The sequence below is a fragment of the Crocosphaera sp. Alani8 genome, assembly GCF_038442745.1.
In the GTDB taxonomy this organism is placed as follows: Bacteria; Cyanobacteriota; Cyanobacteriia; order Cyanobacteriales; family Microcystaceae; genus Crocosphaera.
In genome coordinates this window covers 21,941-37,252 of record NZ_JARVCN010000499.1, presented here as the reverse complement: position 1 = coordinate 37,252, position 15,312 = coordinate 21,941, and the positions used below count along the sequence as shown (strand labels likewise).

General features: G+C 37.7%; 15 protein-coding genes and 1 tRNA gene. 6 read left to right on the top strand and 10 right to left on the bottom strand.

Going from position 1 to position 15,312, the window contains the following annotated elements; translation table 11 throughout:
* Positions 1 to 9 precede the first annotated feature (9 nt).
* The 6 genes from P9B04_RS25030 to P9B04_RS25005 all read right to left on the bottom strand — a co-directional run bounded on the left by P9B04_RS25030 (position 10) and on the right by P9B04_RS25005 (position 6,331).
* Entirely contained in the window at positions 10 to 1,431 is a 1,422-nt protein-coding gene (locus tag P9B04_RS25030) for a DUF2079 domain-containing protein (protein ID WP_342057671.1), read from the bottom strand.
* Between the two features lie 8 nt (positions 1,432 to 1,439).
* Positions 1,440 to 2,150 (bottom strand): mechanosensitive ion channel family protein, encoded by a 711-nt coding sequence (locus tag P9B04_RS25025; RefSeq protein WP_342057670.1) that lies wholly within the window; start codon positions 2,148 to 2,150, stop codon positions 1,440 to 1,442.
* Positions 2,151 to 2,543: a hypothetical protein gene (locus tag P9B04_RS25020; RefSeq protein ID WP_342057669.1), complete on the bottom strand. Its 393-nt coding sequence runs from the start codon at positions 2,541 to 2,543 to the stop codon at positions 2,151 to 2,153.
* 128 nt (positions 2,544 to 2,671) lie between these two features.
* Complete coding sequence (locus P9B04_RS25015; protein ID WP_342057668.1) at positions 2,672 to 3,760, bottom strand: hypothetical protein; 1,089 nt, start codon at positions 3,758 to 3,760, stop codon at positions 2,672 to 2,674.
* Positions 3,761 to 4,046: 286 nt separating this feature from the next.
* Entirely contained in the window at positions 4,047 to 5,330 is a 1,284-nt protein-coding gene (hisS, locus tag P9B04_RS25010) for a histidine--tRNA ligase (RefSeq protein ID WP_342057667.1), read from the bottom strand.
* A gap of 107 nt (positions 5,331 to 5,437) precedes the next feature.
* Complete coding sequence (locus P9B04_RS25005; RefSeq protein WP_342057666.1) at positions 5,438 to 6,331, bottom strand: DMT family transporter; 894 nt, start codon at positions 6,329 to 6,331, stop codon at positions 5,438 to 5,440.
* 181 nt (positions 6,332 to 6,512) lie between these two features.
* Between P9B04_RS25005 and P9B04_RS25000 the strand changes: the two genes are divergently transcribed.
* From P9B04_RS25000 to P9B04_RS24990, 3 genes are all read left to right on the top strand, one after another.
* Positions 6,513 to 6,585, top strand: a tRNA-Arg gene (locus P9B04_RS25000).
* A gap of 266 nt (positions 6,586 to 6,851) precedes the next feature.
* Entirely contained in the window at positions 6,852 to 7,544 is a 693-nt protein-coding gene (gene psb32, locus P9B04_RS24995) for a photosystem II repair protein Psb32 (RefSeq protein WP_342057684.1), read from the top strand.
* Positions 7,545 to 7,912: 368 nt separating this feature from the next.
* Positions 7,913 to 8,836: a nucleoside hydrolase gene (locus P9B04_RS24990; RefSeq protein WP_342057665.1), complete on the top strand. Its 924-nt coding sequence runs from the start codon at positions 7,913 to 7,915 to the stop codon at positions 8,834 to 8,836.
* Positions 8,837 to 8,873: 37 nt separating this feature from the next.
* Here P9B04_RS24990 and P9B04_RS24985 read toward each other — a convergent pair whose 3' ends face one another.
* Both P9B04_RS24985 and pyrR read right to left on the bottom strand, forming a co-directional pair.
* Positions 8,874 to 10,121 carry a competence/damage-inducible protein A gene (locus P9B04_RS24985; RefSeq protein WP_342057664.1) on the bottom strand — a complete coding sequence of 416 codons (1,248 nt, stop codon included), beginning with the start codon at positions 10,119 to 10,121 and terminating at the stop codon, positions 8,874 to 8,876.
* Between the two features lie 3 nt (positions 10,122 to 10,124).
* A complete protein-coding gene (pyrR, locus tag P9B04_RS24980; protein ID WP_342057663.1) occupies positions 10,125 to 10,664 on the bottom strand; it encodes a bifunctional pyr operon transcriptional regulator/uracil phosphoribosyltransferase PyrR in 540 nt (179 codons plus the stop codon).
* A 169-nt stretch (positions 10,665 to 10,833) separates the two neighbouring features.
* Here pyrR and P9B04_RS24975 point away from each other — a divergent pair, with 169 nt between their 5' ends.
* Positions 10,834 to 11,292, top strand: coding sequence for a two pore domain potassium channel family protein (locus P9B04_RS24975; protein WP_342057662.1), 459 nt, complete (start codon positions 10,834 to 10,836; stop codon positions 11,290 to 11,292).
* On the opposite strand, the gene P9B04_RS24970 is transcribed toward P9B04_RS24975, so the two are convergent.
* On the bottom strand, positions 11,289 to 11,624 hold the full coding sequence (locus tag P9B04_RS24970; protein ID WP_342057661.1) for a hypothetical protein: 336 nt from the start codon (positions 11,622 to 11,624) through the stop codon (positions 11,289 to 11,291). The genes P9B04_RS24975 and P9B04_RS24970 overlap by 4 nt on opposite strands.
* A 642-nt stretch (positions 11,625 to 12,266) precedes the next feature.
* On the opposite strand from P9B04_RS24970, the gene hypA reads away from it, so the two are divergent.
* Together hypA and hypB are read left to right on the top strand one after the other, a co-directional pair.
* Positions 12,267 to 12,611 (top strand): hydrogenase maturation nickel metallochaperone HypA, encoded by a 345-nt coding sequence (hypA, locus tag P9B04_RS24965; RefSeq protein WP_342057660.1) that lies wholly within the window; start codon positions 12,267 to 12,269, stop codon positions 12,609 to 12,611.
* The gene (gene hypB / locus P9B04_RS24960) at positions 12,602 to 13,450 is read left to right on the top strand and encodes a hydrogenase nickel incorporation protein HypB (protein ID WP_342057659.1); all 849 of its coding nucleotides are present in this window, start codon (positions 12,602 to 12,604) and stop codon (positions 13,448 to 13,450) included. The genes hypA and hypB overlap by 10 nt, the downstream gene beginning before the upstream one ends.
* 77 nt (positions 13,451 to 13,527) lie before the next feature.
* Here the strand turns inward: hypB and ftsY are convergent, their stop codons facing one another.
* On the bottom strand, positions 13,528 to 14,916 hold the full coding sequence (gene ftsY, locus P9B04_RS24955; protein ID WP_342057658.1) for a signal recognition particle-docking protein FtsY: 1,389 nt from the start codon (positions 14,914 to 14,916) through the stop codon (positions 13,528 to 13,530).
* Positions 14,917 to 15,312: the final 396 nt, after the last annotated feature.

The following is a 15,312-nucleotide window of genomic DNA, read 5'->3' as shown; positions in this document are numbered from 1 at the left end:
AATGGTAATTTACTGGTTATTTTTTCGGGTAAATAAATAAACGTCGTCTTTTTCATAGGTTAGATCAAATTGAGAATTTTGTCCAACTTTATTTTTAATAGTTTCAATCAATTCTGGTGAACTTTCTCGACCTGGATGTCGTTGATTTAGTAAGATATAATCGAATTCATTAAAATCAAAAGATTCTGCTCCATCTTCTGCCAATTTTACCATAGAACGTTGACTTAAATGGGGAGCTATGTAAGTAGAGGTTAAGACATTTCCTTTACGATAAATCTTGCTAATTGCTTCGTTGTTTGCTTTCCAAGTATCTATAGACTCTAAATAACGAGAGGTAAAATAACCGTATTTAGCTAAAGCTAAAAACCCAATTAATGACCAAATTATAATGTATTTATTTTGACGAAACCAGCTTTTTTTTGCCGCTACAGTCATAATCACAACAAGCATTAGGAAAGGAATAACCGGTAAAGAATATTGATGGAGTAAATCTTTTTGTAGTCCATTTTGAGATAATAGATTCATTGCTAAAGTAGGAAATGCACCAATTAAGGGTGCAAGATATTGCCAGGATAATCCCCAGATAATAGGAATCAATAATAGTAGTAAATACTCCAAATTAGGTAAATTAAATAATCCTTGAAATAATAACCAAGGTTTAAAAATTAAGTTTTGAGCAATTTCTAAGAAAGAATTACCTAAATAATTAAATCTTTCTAGATGACGATTAATATTAGCAGTATTCTCACTAAAAATAGGGATGATTAACCTGGTACTAATAACAAACCAACTTATACTAAAGACTATAGAAATAGCTCCTAATTTATATTTCTTCTGGAAAAAGAATAGCCATAATCCCATGAAAAGTATGGTTAAAGACAAAACACTTTTACAACTCAAAGTAATTATAATCGCAATAATAAACAATCCTAAGTTATTCCAAAAAGCAGCTAAAATTGACCATAAAATAGAGTCCACAGCAATAACATCAGGGTGAAAATCAAATAAATTAATATTGAATATCAAAGGATATAGTAAATAGACTAAACTCAGGGTTAATGATTTGGATTGAGTTAAACCATGATATTGACTTAAATAGTAGACAGGTAATGCACCAAAACACAAAACAAATGCTTGTATTAATAATAGCCAATAAACAGAGGGATGAATTTTATAAAATAAGGATAGAGGATAAAAAATAAATGCAGCATGATCTCCCAAAATATGGATATTTAGAAAAGAAGAAATAGGTATTTTTCCCTGACTGATTAAATACACTGCTTGATCGAAAATTGCTAAATCCCAAGCTGTTGATTGAAATAGAATATGTTTTAAACTACTACATATAAAAAGTATGACAGAACTAATCCCAATGATAAATAAGATTGGATTGGATTCTAAAAAAAATAATTTGATTGCTTTTTTATACATAAAATATTCTAGATGCTATGGGAATTATCCATTCTTTGAGAAGGTGGATAAGCTGTTTTGATGGGGAAAGGAATTTCAATACCCTCTGCTTTATATCGCTTATGGAGTTCTTTTAAAAATTGATGTTTTACTTCTAAATGTTCAAAAAACTCTTGTTCATATATTTTTAAATAAATGGTTAGATTAATACTGAAGTAATCAAAATTATTGTAAAGTATAGATGGTTTAATAATATTCTCTTCCTCAGATTCTTCTAGAGATTTATCTTCTACTGTTTTCTCTTTTAGTAGATTATTAGCTACTTCGAGAGTAACTTTTTCCACGGTTTCTAGATCACTATCGTAAGCTACATCTAGGGTGACAGGAAGAACAAAAACCTTATCAGGTAAACTAAAATTTTTAAAACTACCTGAAATAATTTTAGAGTTAGGAATGACCAATAAATTATCGGTTATTTCCTTTAAAACAGTGTACTTTAATTCTACATCTACAACGTAACCGCTTTCCCCACTTGCTAAGCTAATATAGTTCCCTGGTTGTACCTTACCTGACATAACAATACTTACCCCAGATATCAGGTTTGCTAAGGGGGTTTGCAATGCTAAACCAATAGAAACACCACCCACTCCCAATGCAGTTAATAAAGGAGTTATTCTAATACCAATGGATTGTAATATGATTAAAACACCCAGACTATAAATAACAATTTTCGTAAGCAACTAAAACAAAGAAGTTAATGGAGAAATTCCCTGTTCATTGGTGGTGTAAGCTTTCAATAAACCCACCAATAAACGAGAAATAACTAGGGTTGCTGAAGCAAGAAAAGTAGCAATGAGGGATTTGTTAATCAAAACCTCAATTGCTTTAGGGATAGGATAAACATAGTTAGCAATAGCTATTCCTCCCAAAGAAAACCAGAGAATACTAAAACCCTGTATAGAATCAATAATTATTTTGTCATATTTCCAGTTAGTTTGGGCAGCTAGTTTCCTAATGTTCTTGATAACTCGCTTTTCAAATACAATTCCTAAAATAAAACCACATAGGATAGCCAATAAGGGACTAACCATTTTAATAACATCTTGTATAGTAATATCAAAAGGGAGATTCATGATTTCATATAAGTTAACTCCCCAGAAATTATAATACTGATTTTATAATTTATCAAGTTAATCCTTATAAACTATATTGGCCATTATTCTTAAGTTTGATATTTTACTAATAAAAGCTAACAAATTCATTAATCGAATTTCGGTAGTTTTAAGCGTTTAGATCTTGTACCAACACAATCATCTTTTAGTTTGGGGGGCAAAACTTGTCCATATTTACGAAAATGAAAAGAAAATGGTTGAGAATGCGGTTTAGGTTCGGGGAGTTGTAAATTAGAATGTTTGCTATTTATTCTCTCTGCAAATTCTAGATCAAAAGTGTAACTATCTTTTGTTTCAGTATCCATTAGTTCAATGGTACAGTTTATGGAATGATAATAGTTAGTTATAATAGTGAAAGAAGAATGGTTTATCGGGTATCCCGTAGCGGTTTCTATAATTAACTCCCCCACAATAAAATCCTCATCAATATCATCAGGAATGACTAAAGTATGATTAAATCGATAAGGTAACTTTTCTTCCGATAAAGGGTAGTCAACCTTGAGTAAAGTTTCCTCCGTTTCAGGGTGGATTAATTCGTAAATTAGCTTAGCATTTAAAGCAATGTCACTTTGCCCATTAACTGTATCTATCTTCCCTGATAAATCAATTCTTTCCCCTGTATTGATCAGAAACTCGTCTTGTTCTAAACTAAGGTCAATTAAAGATTCTATTCCCAAAGGATGATAATTAATATTTTTTGGCTTTTCTGCTGTACTGTTGCTGAAACAGGGTTTTATTTTTTCTTTTAAAAGTTGTTGTATTTGCTGCAAATATCCTTGTGCTTTCTTACAGTTATTCACAGGAGTTTGTCTGGGAGGAAAAGAATTCTTTGATGGATTCTGTTTAGTAACTGATAAGACTCTAATAGTGAGACTTTCAGTCCATCTTTCCCCCAAAAACTCCGAGAAAACATCTCCATGACAACATATATGCCAAGAACTTTCTGGAGTCAATTCCGTAAAAGGAAGAATCATCACCAACCCTTGGGAATTAGTGCGACGTTGATAACACTTTTTGTCTTGATTCGGGGGACTAATACCCACATCAACCGCACTATTAAAACGACTCGATTTGGCTAATATTCGGTATTTTCCAGGCTCTAATTCTAGAGTAGAAGAAGTAGCAGGATACCATTTGATGTCGTCGTCTTTTTGTACTAAAAATTCCCAAGATGTCATGATCTTTCTTGTGTGGAGTTGTTTACAGCAGTTTTGACTTAGTGTGGTACAAGAAGTTAAGGCTTGAGGCAGGAGGCAGAAGGCAGGAGGCAGAAGTAAAATGTACTTTAATAACTCGCAAAGTGCTGTAGATAGATTCTTGCACCTATGAGGTAAACCTACTAACCTGAGTTCGGTGTTAGGAGTTTGTAATTAAGTCTTATATCGAACTCAGGTTACTAATTAATCTGTAACTCCGAACCCTCACCACTAATAAATTCCATACCTCATAAGTACAGAAAAGGATCTATTGTTTTCTATGTCTGCCTAGTTGTTCCCTAAGTTCCCCAACTTGGTTGAATAATTCTGTTTGTGTCATTGTTTGCTGTTCTTTTGTTTGCAACCATTTCAGTTGTACTGTTTGATTAACCGCTTCTTCCTCACCCAAAATGAGACAAGCGATCGCCCCACTACGATCAGCGCGCTTGAACTGCTTCCCAAAAGCACTCCCACTCATGTCTAATTCCACCGTTAAGCCCTCTGCGCGCAACTTTTGGGCTAAAATCAACCCCTGTGCCTCTGCAGCCTCTCCTCGAGAAACTAGGTAGATATCAGGAACCCTTACAGGAGAAGATTGTAATTGCTTCAAGAGAATAATTAATCTCTCCATACCGATGGCCCAACCCACAGCAGGGGTTGAGTTTCCTCCCAACTCCTCTACTAACCCGTCGTAGCGGCCTCCACCGCATACCGTTGCTTGGGCCCCCAAATCATCGGATATTATTTCAAAAGCGGTATGGGTGTAGTAATCTAAACCCCTCACCAAACAAGGGTTGATGTTGTATTCAATACCGAGATCCCCCAGCAGTTGCTGTACTTGTTCAAAGTGTATTTGGGAATTATCTCCCAAATACTGCAAAATATTGGGAGCATTTTGATTTATTTCCTTAGTGCGCTCATTTTTACTGTCAAGTATGCGCAACGGGTTTCTTTCGAGACGATCTTGAGAGTCTGGATCTAACTCCTCTTTGTAGGGGAGAAAATATTCCACTAACGCTTCTCTATATCGTTGTCGATCACTTCGATCGCCCACGGAATTAATGTCTAGTTTCAGACTCCGTAATCCTAAACTTTTCAGGATATTACTAGCTAGAGCAATCGCTTCTACATCCCCTCTAGGATCCCCTGTACCGACCAATTCTAACCCAATTTGATGAAATTGTCGTTGACGACCCGCTTGGGGTCTTTCGTAGCGAAACATGGGGCCACAATACCAGAGACGTTGTACCCCACCGGCTGCATAGAGGTTGTTTTGTAGATAAGCACGGACAACCCCTGCAGTTCCTTCCGGACGTAGGGTTAACGAGCGATCGCCGCGATCGGTAAAAGTATACATTTCTTTGCCCACAACATCAGTCGCTTCTCCTATCCCTCTCTCAAATAAAGAGGTTTGCTCAAAGATAGGGGGACGTATTTCCTGATACATAGCACGACTGAGGATTTGTGTCGCTATATTTTCTACATATTGCCAGTAACCGATTTCTTCTGGCAGAATATCTCTTGTTCCTGGTGGTGTTTGAATAGTACCCATTGGGGTGTGTTTCGCCTAAAAATTTCCTAAGCTAGATGATAACTTGTTTTGTACTAAAAAATTAACTGCTCACTGCTAACTGGTAACTGGTAACTGCTAACTGTTCACTACTTGAATAATAGCCCAATTCCTGCTATGGCCACACACACTCCCAAAAAAGCTCTTAAAGATATTTTTTGTCCCATTGCCAAAGCAAAAGGTAAGACAAATAAAGGACTTGTTGCCAACAAAGTTTGAGCGATGGCCGTAGGAGAAAATTTGAGTGCTGTTTGCTGTAGCCAAATCCCTAAATAGGTACTCCCAAATGCGGTTAAACTAATAAATCCCATGAGTTTTAAAGATAACCGAGGATATTTTTTTTCCTTTTTCTTGTTGGTAGTTAATAATAAACTAATCACAATTATTAATCCTCCCATTAATCTAATTAATGCACTCTCTAAAGGAGATAAATCTGATTCCACAAAAGCAAAACGAGCTAAAATCGCCCCTATTGCTTGAGACAATGAAGCCAAACCACCCCAGAATATTCCTTTCTTAAAGTTGTTATAACTAATCACTGTATCGGGTGTTCTTTCTGTAATCACCCATGCTATTCCCAACAGAGTTAAAATAATCCCTAAACAGGATATTAATGCTAAATTTTCTGATAAAAAAATGAAAGCTAAAATAGCTGAAGTTGGAGTTGATAGAGTTTCCGTTAATAAAGTTCGTCTAGCTCCCAAATAATTTAAAGTATTAAAATAAGCCGTATCTCCTATCCCTATACCGATCATGCCACTCAACAGTAAAATTCCTGTGGGTAGCAAAGGTAAGTCAGGAATTGCATCACGGGTCAGCAATAAAGTGATAATAATCAAAAATATTGCTACAATTCCTTTAAATAAATTAAGTTTCAAAGGAGAAATTTTTTGTCCTAGTATTTGATAAATAACCGATGAGGCTGCCCATAAAAAGGCTCCGCCTAACGCGGCTATTTCTCCTACATATTGATTTGTTATCATTGTTGAAAATAACCTAGTAAGCTGCTGTGCATTTAAAACACTTATTGGGCATTTTAGTACAAACCCTCAAAGCTTTTCTCCTTCCACGTTCCCCTGCGACCTCAAGTGGAACTCACATCTTAATAAAAACCTTAACGATTCACTATCGACCAGAAAACCGTGCTATGTTGGGAAGGTATTTGGACACGTAGCTCAGTGGATAGAGCACCAGGTTCCGGTCCTGGGTGTCGGGGGTTCAAATCCCTCCGTGTTCGTGTCAAGTAGTACATTGTTTGTTATATTTACCCATTAGCTTCTTAGCTTTCGGGTTATATTCGTGCGTAAAAGTAAATATTCAAAGCTTTTATCACCCCTTCGGGGCAAGGAGTTCCTGACTCCTGACTCCTGTATTCTGACTCCTTTTTCAAGACAGTTTCATCCCTTGCTTTGAGGTTTATAAACCCCTATCCTGTTTGCAGCTATCCCTTTTTGTGTGAAAATAATGGGAAATTCAGCCATTATCTTTATTGAATCATTTGCCATGAAACCCATAAAATACCTTATAGGATTCCTATGTTGTTTGGCGATCGCTCTGACTACAGCTATCGCTCCTGCCGTTGCTACTGGGGTCTATGACCTCCCTATGTTAACTCAAGGGGCAGATACTTGGGTAGTAGATCAAGCCGATGCCATTAGTTTTGCCAACGAAAACCGTCTAGGTGGTAAGTTAAAGCAATTAGCCAATGAAAATGGTACCGAAGTTAGATTAGTTGCTGTGCGTCGCTTGGATTACGGGGTGACAATGGAGGGGTTAGCTGATGATATTTTCAGTAAATGGTATCCCTCTCCCGAAGAACAAGCTAACCAAGTGATTCTGGTGGTAGATACTTTCACCAATAAAACGGCACTCCGTCAGGGAGAAGATACCAAGTCATTATTAACCGATGATATTGCTACAAGCGTCCTCAAGGAGACAGTTGCGGTTCCTTTACGTCAGGGAGCAAAGTATAACGAAGCTTTTCTTGAAGCTGGCGATCGCTTGGTTGCTGTCTTGTCTGGGAACCCCGATCCCGGTCCACCCCAAGTTCAGCAGCTAAATATCGAAAGTACCTTCACCAGTGCAGAAGATACGGACGATACCAGCGCAACTATTTGGGTTGTGGTTCTTATGGTTTTAGCAACGGTTATTCCTATGGCCACTTATTTCTGGTATGTAGGCATTCCTGGACGTTAAAACCTCATAAACTTTCCATTCCAACTAGGGGTTAACAGTTGTTGACCCCTAGTTAATTTATATTCATATAATCTAAATCTTGAAAAAGGAGTCAGGAGTCAGGAGTCAGGAGTCAGGAGTCAGGAGAGAAATAGAATGAGGATTCAAACCCCAATCTATTTCTAAGCAACTTGTAGAATATGGGGTATTAAAACGCCAGTTGCTCCACTTGGGGTGATCAATCCCTATCATCTACTGTGAGTAAGATTAAAGGAATGCTGAACGCTGTGCGATAGCGCCGGAACGGAGTGAGGAACTGCTGACTAATTTAACTTTATTTTTACAGGTAATTTTAAACTATCCCAGAAAATTCAAGAGGTAAAAAGTAAATGACTAAATTAGTATTATTTGATCACGATGGTGCAATCGATGATTTTTTAGCAACTTTATTATTGATGACTATGCCGGAAATGGAAGTGCTGGGAATTATTGTTACTCCTGCTGATTGTTACATCAAGGCAGCTTTAAATGTGACTAGAAAACTCCTGGATTTTATGGGATGTGATCATATTCCCGTAGCAGAAAGTACAGTAAGAGGTATTAACCCATTTCCAGCTTTATACCGTCGTGATTGTTTGATCATCGATAATTTTCCTATTCTTAATCAAACAGATACCATCAAAACCCCGCTAGTTTCCCAAAGCGGACAACAGTTTATGGTGGAAACTTTACAAGGTGCGTCTGAAGCAGTTACCCTGATGGTAACAGGTCCATTGACTACCGTTGCGGCCGCTTTAGAGCGCGATCGCAGCATAGAAAGCAAAATTAAAGAAATTGTTTGGATGGGGGGTGCCTTAAACGTTTCGGGGAACGTAGAGAAAGAGTTTGCTCCCGAACACGATGGCAGCGCAGAATGGAACGCTTATTGGGATGCGATCGCAGTGCATAGGGTTTGGCAAAGTAATATTCCTCTAGTTATTTGTCCTTTGGATATTACTAACACCGTCCCCGTTACCCCTCAATTTATCCGTAAGTTAGCCCAACAAAGGCAGTATCAACTGTCAGATTTAGCAGGATTGTGTTACGCTTTGGCAATTCCCCAAGACTATTATTGTTGGGATGTTTTAGCTACTGCTTATTTACATTGTTCCGATTTATTTTCCCTTAAATCTTGGTCAACAGAGGTAATAATAACAGGAAGTTCTCAAGGCAGAATTAAGGTGGTTGAAAAGGGACGCAACATCTTGGCCATGGATAGAATTGATAAAGACCAATTTTATAAATATATTCTCAAACAATGGTCACAGTTTTAGAGAAAAACTATCTCAGGTTTGTGGAAACCGAAGTGTCTCACACAAGAATTAGTTTTCTTCTTAACTTATCCAAAGCGGTACAACTGCTTAAGTAGCGAATAATATCCCGACTGCGATCGCCAAAAGTACACTCAATACTCTCCACTTTATCACTGGGACCGGCTATTCCTATATAAACCAAACCCACAGGTTTAAGATCAGTTCCCCCACCAGGCCCAGCTATCCCGGTAATACCAATACCCCAATCAACCCCTAAACGTTTTTTGATTCCTAAAGCCATCTGTTGCGCCACAATATCGCATACTGCCCCTCTTTCTTCCAAAACCTCCCCACTTACCTCTAAAAGAGACATTTTCACCCGATTATCATAAGCAATCACCCCACCCCAAAAATATTCCGAACTACCGGCAATATCCGTTAACATCGCGCCTAAACCACCACCGGTACAAGATTCAGCTACCCCAACGCTTTCCCCTCTCTTGCGCAATAATTCCCCTACCGTTTTGGGTAAGGTATCATCATCCTGACCAAAATAGTCATCTCCAGCAATTTTAATAATCTCCTGCGCTACCGGTTCGATGATAGCGTTGGCCTCGGTTTCCGAGGTAGTTTTAGTGGAGATGCGTAAACGAACTTCTCCCATAGAAGCGTAGGGAGCAACTGTTGGGTTCGTCAAGTCAAACAGATGGTTTACTTTGGTGGCCAAAGCTGATTCACCAATGCCCCTAAAACGCAACATTCTACTAAAAATGATTTCTTTGCCCCAACCTTGGCTTTTGAGGTGAGGAACTGCCGTTTCTATCCACATCCGCCTCATTTCAGAAGGGACTCCAGGGAATGTCATAATGGTTAAATTGGTTTTTGGCTGCCAAATCATCCCTGGAGCGGTTCCGGTGGGGTTAGGAAGAATATCTGCAGTTTCGGGAATTAGAGCTTGTTTCCGGTTATTGTCGCTCATTAAACTCCCCCTGAGTTGAAATTTGGCCTGAATGTCTTCAACAATTTCTGGTTTTTCTATTAGGGGGGTATTAAAATGTTGGGCGATGGTTTCGGTGGTGAGGTCATCGGGAGTGGGTCCGAGTCCCCCAGTGAATAGCAGAATAGAAGCTCGTTGACTGGCAATATTAATCACTTCTTTGAGACGAGTGGGATTATCTCCTACGACGGTTTGATAGTAATGGGGAATACCCAAAATAGCTAATTCTTTGGCTAAAAATTGAACATTGGTGTTAACAATGTCCCCTAGTAAAAGTTCTGTCCCAACGCAAATAATTTCTGCACTCATTCTCTATTTAGTAGTAAGGCCATTTAACAATTCTACGGCATCGCGGCCATCGGTTTCTTGTAAATAAACCCTGATTTGTTCATTGGAAGAGGTGGGTAATTTTTTGCCGGTAAAATCTGGATGAATGGGTAATTCTCGATGTCCGCGATCCACTAATACTAACAAGCGGATCATTTTCGGTCTTCCATACTCGGTTACTGCGTTTAGAGCAGCGCGAATGGTTCTTCCTTTATAGATTACATCGTCTACTAAAATTACGGTTTTTCCTGTTAAATCAAAAGGTACTTTTGTTTTGGCTGGAGTTCGAGTTTTGATGCGATCTAAATCATCCCGATAAAAAGTTACATCCACAGCTCCCACTGGGACTTTTATGTTTTCTAATAATTCGATTTGTTGCGCCAACATATACGCTAAAGGGACTCCTCTTGTATGAATTCCCAATAAAATAATATCTGATAAGTTTCCAGATTTTTCGATAACTTGAGATGCTAAACGAGTTATTACCCGTCGTATTTTTTCTGATGAAAGTATTTTTTTAACCATTCTCGTGCTAATCCTATCATTATTTTATTATTCTACAAGCCATAACCTTATATACGAATGAAAATTGCGACAGTAACTCACCCGATGGGATCACCCTTTTGGGTGAAGATTTCAAGAATGGATTATCCTTCAATGGGGTATAAGTTGCTAAAATTAAAAAGGATAGAACTTGAAGAGTCCAACAGCAATCAGGCAATCGCCAGAAAATCAGATAAAACCTGTTTGTCTTTATGCTAAGCATTGTCCTTCTCTTCAGGCGATGAAGGAGAAAGAGGATACTGACAGGTTATTGAGTGAAAAGTCCCATCAAGAAACGAGTTTCGTGCAGGATTTTTTGAGTTATCTTGCTTTGTCTGCTCTCTGTATTGTTTTGGGGCTTTTGATTGGGGTTGTGGGTTATCATTGTACAGCCCATCTTAGTTGGCTGGATGCCACGGTTGAAGCTTCCATGATTCTTAGTGGTATGGGGCCAGTTAACCCTTTACTGACCAATAGTGCTAAATTATTTGCATCCCTTTATGCCCTATTTAGCGGTCTAGTTTTTGTCTTGGCTATGGGTGTAGTTTTATCTCCTCTAATTTACAGTTTGACCAAACAGTTACGCCTTAACCGGTGCTACAAAGATTAAATGGTCAGCAATGCTTCGTATCTCGTTTCTACTTGAGCGATTAATTCTCTTAAACTGCGATCGTTCTCTAATCTTTCCCATACCTGAAATATATAATCATCGGATACTTCTTCTAACCGACAGTTTCGCTGCGGTAGTAGAGATAAATATTGTTCTAATAAAACAGTTGTCCCTAATAACCACTGTCCTTTTTCCTCATCTTCTATAGTTTGATATAATTTTTTGCCATTTTTTAAAGCAGTTTCGATACGAGTTAGTTTTATTTTTTCTTGTTCAATCATCCACTGTTGCATATCAGCTGGATATTGTTTAAATTTCTCTTGGATTTTCATATCTAAAGTGATAAATTAATAGCTAATTGTTTCATCCACTGATGTTAACTTCTATTTTAGTCAATAAGAATAAAACATCAGGAATAATTAAGCTTTAAAAACTTGTAATCATTAGACTACAGTTAAGTGTTGCAAGTATATTAATAAAATGATTATAAGCAAAACCTTTATTCATTATCTTCACTTCTTTTTTTAGGGTTTTTCTAATCTGAAAATTTATTAAGTATAGGTTATGAAACCTATTGTAATCTATGATTTATTCTCATTGTTTTGGGTTCTTCATATAACTTTATAAAAAATATCTTTTGGCTGATTTTCCTCATATTTGCCTTAAAATCAAATCTTGAAGTTATGTAAATTTTCTAGATGTGTTACTATACAGTAAGATAGGATAGCTATATGCAAAAACAAAACTAAATTTCTTGTAACCCTATATTTTTGGTACTTTGAGTCCCAAAATAACGGAAAAAATGAAGCAAAAGAAATAATTAATACATAGTAACTATAATTAATTTTTGTAAACTTATATTGACTAATATCGAAAGAAGTATTAGAGAGATTTAGGGATTAAAATTTTCTAAAAAACATCTACCCAAACAAAAAATACCGATTCAATAGAAGCAGATATAATCAACTTATTCTATGCACGAACTTGGTATTACTCAAAACATTGTTGCTATTGTCTGTGAAGAAGCGAAAGGGGCGCACGTTAAGCGTGTTACCTTAGAAATCGGGAAACTATCGGCTATTATGCCAGAAGCTATTCGTTTTTGTTTTGATATTTGTTGTGAAAATACGGTTTTACAAGGAGCAACTTTAGAGATTATCGAAACAGAAGGAAAGGGACAATGTCGTCATTGTGGACACAAAATCAACCTCTCTCAACCCTTCGGAAAATGCGATCGCTGCGATAGTTTTGAGTTAGATATTATTCAAGGACAGGAATTACAAATTAAAGAAATGGAGGTAGAGGAATTATGTGTGTAACCTGCGGTTGTTCTGATAGTAGTAGTGTTACTTTAACCAACATTGAAACAGGAAAAACTACTGCAATTAATGGTCATCATAGCCATACTTTAGCAGATGGAAGAGTGATTAATCATTCTCACGAAGATGATTATCAAGAGCATAAACATCATCATAACAATGCTTCAGAGATTCACGCTAAGATGCACGGTACTACTATAACCTTAGAAGAGAAGATACTGCAAAAAAACGATTTAATTGCGGCTGAAAATAGAGGTTATTTTAAAGGTCGTAATATTTTAGCCTTAAACTTAGTGAGTTCCCCCGGTTCAGGAAAAACCACCCTATTAACACGGACTATTAATGAGTTAAAAAGTAAGCTAAAAATCAATGTAATTGAGGGAGATCAAGAAACAGCTAATGATGCTCAAAGAATTAAAGAAACAGGTTGCAAAGTAGTTCAAATTAACACAGGTACAGGATGTCATTTAGAAGCATCAATGGTCAAAAAGGGATATACAGAATTACACCCTGAACCCAACTCAATTTTAATGATTGAAAATGTAGGTAATCTAGTTTGCCCTGCCTTATTTGACCTGGGGGAAGCCGCAAAAGTAGCCATTCTTTCTGTAACAGAAGGAGAAGATAAACCCATCAAATATCCCCATATGTTTCGCAAAAGTAAGGTCATGATTTTGACTAAAATCGATTTACTTCCCCATGTCTCTTTTAATGTAGAAAAGTGTCTTGAATATGCTAAACAGGTTAATCCATCTCTCCAAGTATTTCAAGTTTCTTCGGTAACAGGGGAAGGGTTATCTTCCTGGTACGATTGGTTAGAAATGAATGTAAGTACCTAGGAAAAATAAACGTTACAGTTGAGAAGAGGCAGAGGGCAGGAGGCAGAAGGCAGGAGTAGGGTTGCAGCTATGCTTACTTATTCATTCAATAAAGCTTCGACAAATTCATAACTAGAAAAAGGTCGTAAATCTTCAATTCCTTCCCCAACGCCGATAAAACGAATAGGTAAGTCTAATTGTTGGGCAACTGCTAAAGCCACACCACCTTTTGCGGTTCCATCTAATTTTGTTAAAACCACCCCACTTAAGTTAGCGGCTTCCGAGAAAACTTTTGCTTGACGTAAGCCATTTTGCCCTAAAGTTGCATCCAAAACTAACAAAGATTCCACTTGAGCATTATCTGCTTTCTTATCAATAATGCGACGAATTTTTGCTAATTCTGCCATCAAATTCTTTTTATTTTGTAGCCTTCCTGCCGTATCTACTAATAATAAATCAGCGTGACGGGCTTGGGCTGCGGAAATACCGTCAAACACCACTGCCGCCGGGTCGGTATTTTTGCCAGGGTTAGCAATAACAGTAGTGTTAGTTCTTTCCCCCCAAACCTGCACTTGTTGAACCGCAGCCGCCCTAAAAGTATCCGCAGCCGCAATAATACAGTTGTAGCCAGATTGTTGTGCTAGATGGGACAATTTACCGATGGTGGTGGTTTTTCCTGCACCATTGACCCCTGTTAATAGCCATACGTTTAAAACACCTTTTTCTGGGGCAAAACCAGGATTAATTACTTTTTTTAAAGGACGGTCCAATATCTCCCGTAAAATGCTTTTCAGATATTCCAATGCTTGTTCTGGGGGCAAAGCCTCTTCTAAAAGTTTATTTTGTAGGGTAGAAATGATGTAATCTGTGGCTTCGATGCCGGTATCTGCTTGTAATAAGATGGCTTCGATTTCCATTACAGCATCTTCGTTTAGAGGCCCCTGGCCAACAATAGATTTTAGTTGGTTGACTAAACCGCGCCGGCTTTTTCCTAACCCTTGACGCAGACGTTTTAACCAGTTAATTTCTTCTTGAGAAACATCGTCCGGGGCGCGACCTTGGGCTGCTAATACTTTAGCAGACCAGACAAACTCTTCGTCGAAGGTTAAGGGGGTTGTGTCTTCAACTGTGGCCTTTTCCATAGCCGTTTCTTTGAGAGCTTCTAGGCGATTAGATTTTTGCATCCACGCCGGCACTTTTTCCGCTTCAGTCTCTGTGGAAGGGGGTTCAGCAACTTCCTGGGGTTCTGGTTCAACATCCGCGGTAACGTCCTCTGGAGGGCTTTCTGGAGGGGTTTCTGTTGATGGTTTATTTTGTTGAATATTTTTATAAGCAGTTTTTGCCCAAGCTAAATAATCTTCTTGGGTAGTTTCTTGAGTAGGAGTCTCGGTTTCAGTTTCAGTTTCAGTCTCGGTTACTTGTTCGGTGGGTTCTGAAACGGGTTCAGCATCGGTTTTATTAATCTTACGGCGAAACCAATTAAACATAGGAATATAAATTAGTGCTATTTATAATATTTTAAGACACAACGTACAAGTACGTATTGATCCATAAGTCTCTTTGGAAGAAGGAGTCAGAATACAGGAGTAAGGAGTCAGGAGAGAAATAGAATGGGTATTCACATCCCAATCTATTTCTAGCAACTTATAGAAGTTCGGGTATTAAACCTATAATTAAAGAGATGTCCTCCAGCAGTAACTAGAGGACAAAAAAAACTTAATCTATTACAAGTGTAACTCATTATCAGTTATCATTGCTCACTGTTGACTTTTCCTTGTTCCCAGTTACCTTATACTGATATCTTGCACCGGTATAGAAAAACTTAAATTAGTCAGCAGTAAGCAGTCAGCCTTCAGCATTCGTTTAATATTACTCAAAGTAGA

Coding starts and splice junctions, on each gene's coding strand:
- hypA (WP_342057660.1), top strand. CDS start 12,267: ATGCACGAACTTGGTATTACTCAAAACATTGTTGCTATTGTCTGTGAA.
- hisS (WP_342057667.1), bottom strand. CDS start 5,330: ATGGGTACTATTCAAACACCACCAGGAACAAGAGATATTCTGCCAGAA.
- ftsY (WP_342057658.1), bottom strand. CDS start 14,916: ATGTTTAATTGGTTTCGCCGTAAGATTAATAAAACCGATGCTGAACCC.
- P9B04_RS25020 (WP_342057669.1), bottom strand. CDS start 2,543: ATGAATCTCCCTTTTGATATTACTATACAAGATGTTATTAAAATGGTT.
- P9B04_RS24970 (WP_342057661.1), bottom strand. CDS start 11,624: ATGAAAATCCAAGAGAAATTTAAACAATATCCAGCTGATATGCAACAG.
- P9B04_RS25015 (WP_342057668.1), bottom strand. CDS start 3,760: ATGACATCTTGGGAATTTTTAGTACAAAAAGACGACGACATCAAATGG.
- P9B04_RS25030 (WP_342057671.1), bottom strand. CDS start 1,431: ATGTATAAAAAAGCAATCAAATTATTTTTTTTAGAATCCAATCCAATC.
- psb32 (WP_342057684.1), top strand. CDS start 6,852: ATGAAACCCATAAAATACCTTATAGGATTCCTATGTTGTTTGGCGATC.
- pyrR (WP_342057663.1), bottom strand. CDS start 10,664: ATGGTTAAAAAAATACTTTCATCAGAAAAAATACGACGGGTAATAACT.
- P9B04_RS24990 (WP_342057665.1), top strand. CDS start 7,913: ATGACTAAATTAGTATTATTTGATCACGATGGTGCAATCGATGATTTT.
- hypB (WP_342057659.1), top strand. CDS start 12,602: ATGTGTGTAACCTGCGGTTGTTCTGATAGTAGTAGTGTTACTTTAACC.
- P9B04_RS24985 (WP_342057664.1), bottom strand. CDS start 10,121: ATGAGTGCAGAAATTATTTGCGTTGGGACAGAACTTTTACTAGGGGAC.
- P9B04_RS25005 (WP_342057666.1), bottom strand. CDS start 6,331: ATGATAACAAATCAATATGTAGGAGAAATAGCCGCGTTAGGCGGAGCC.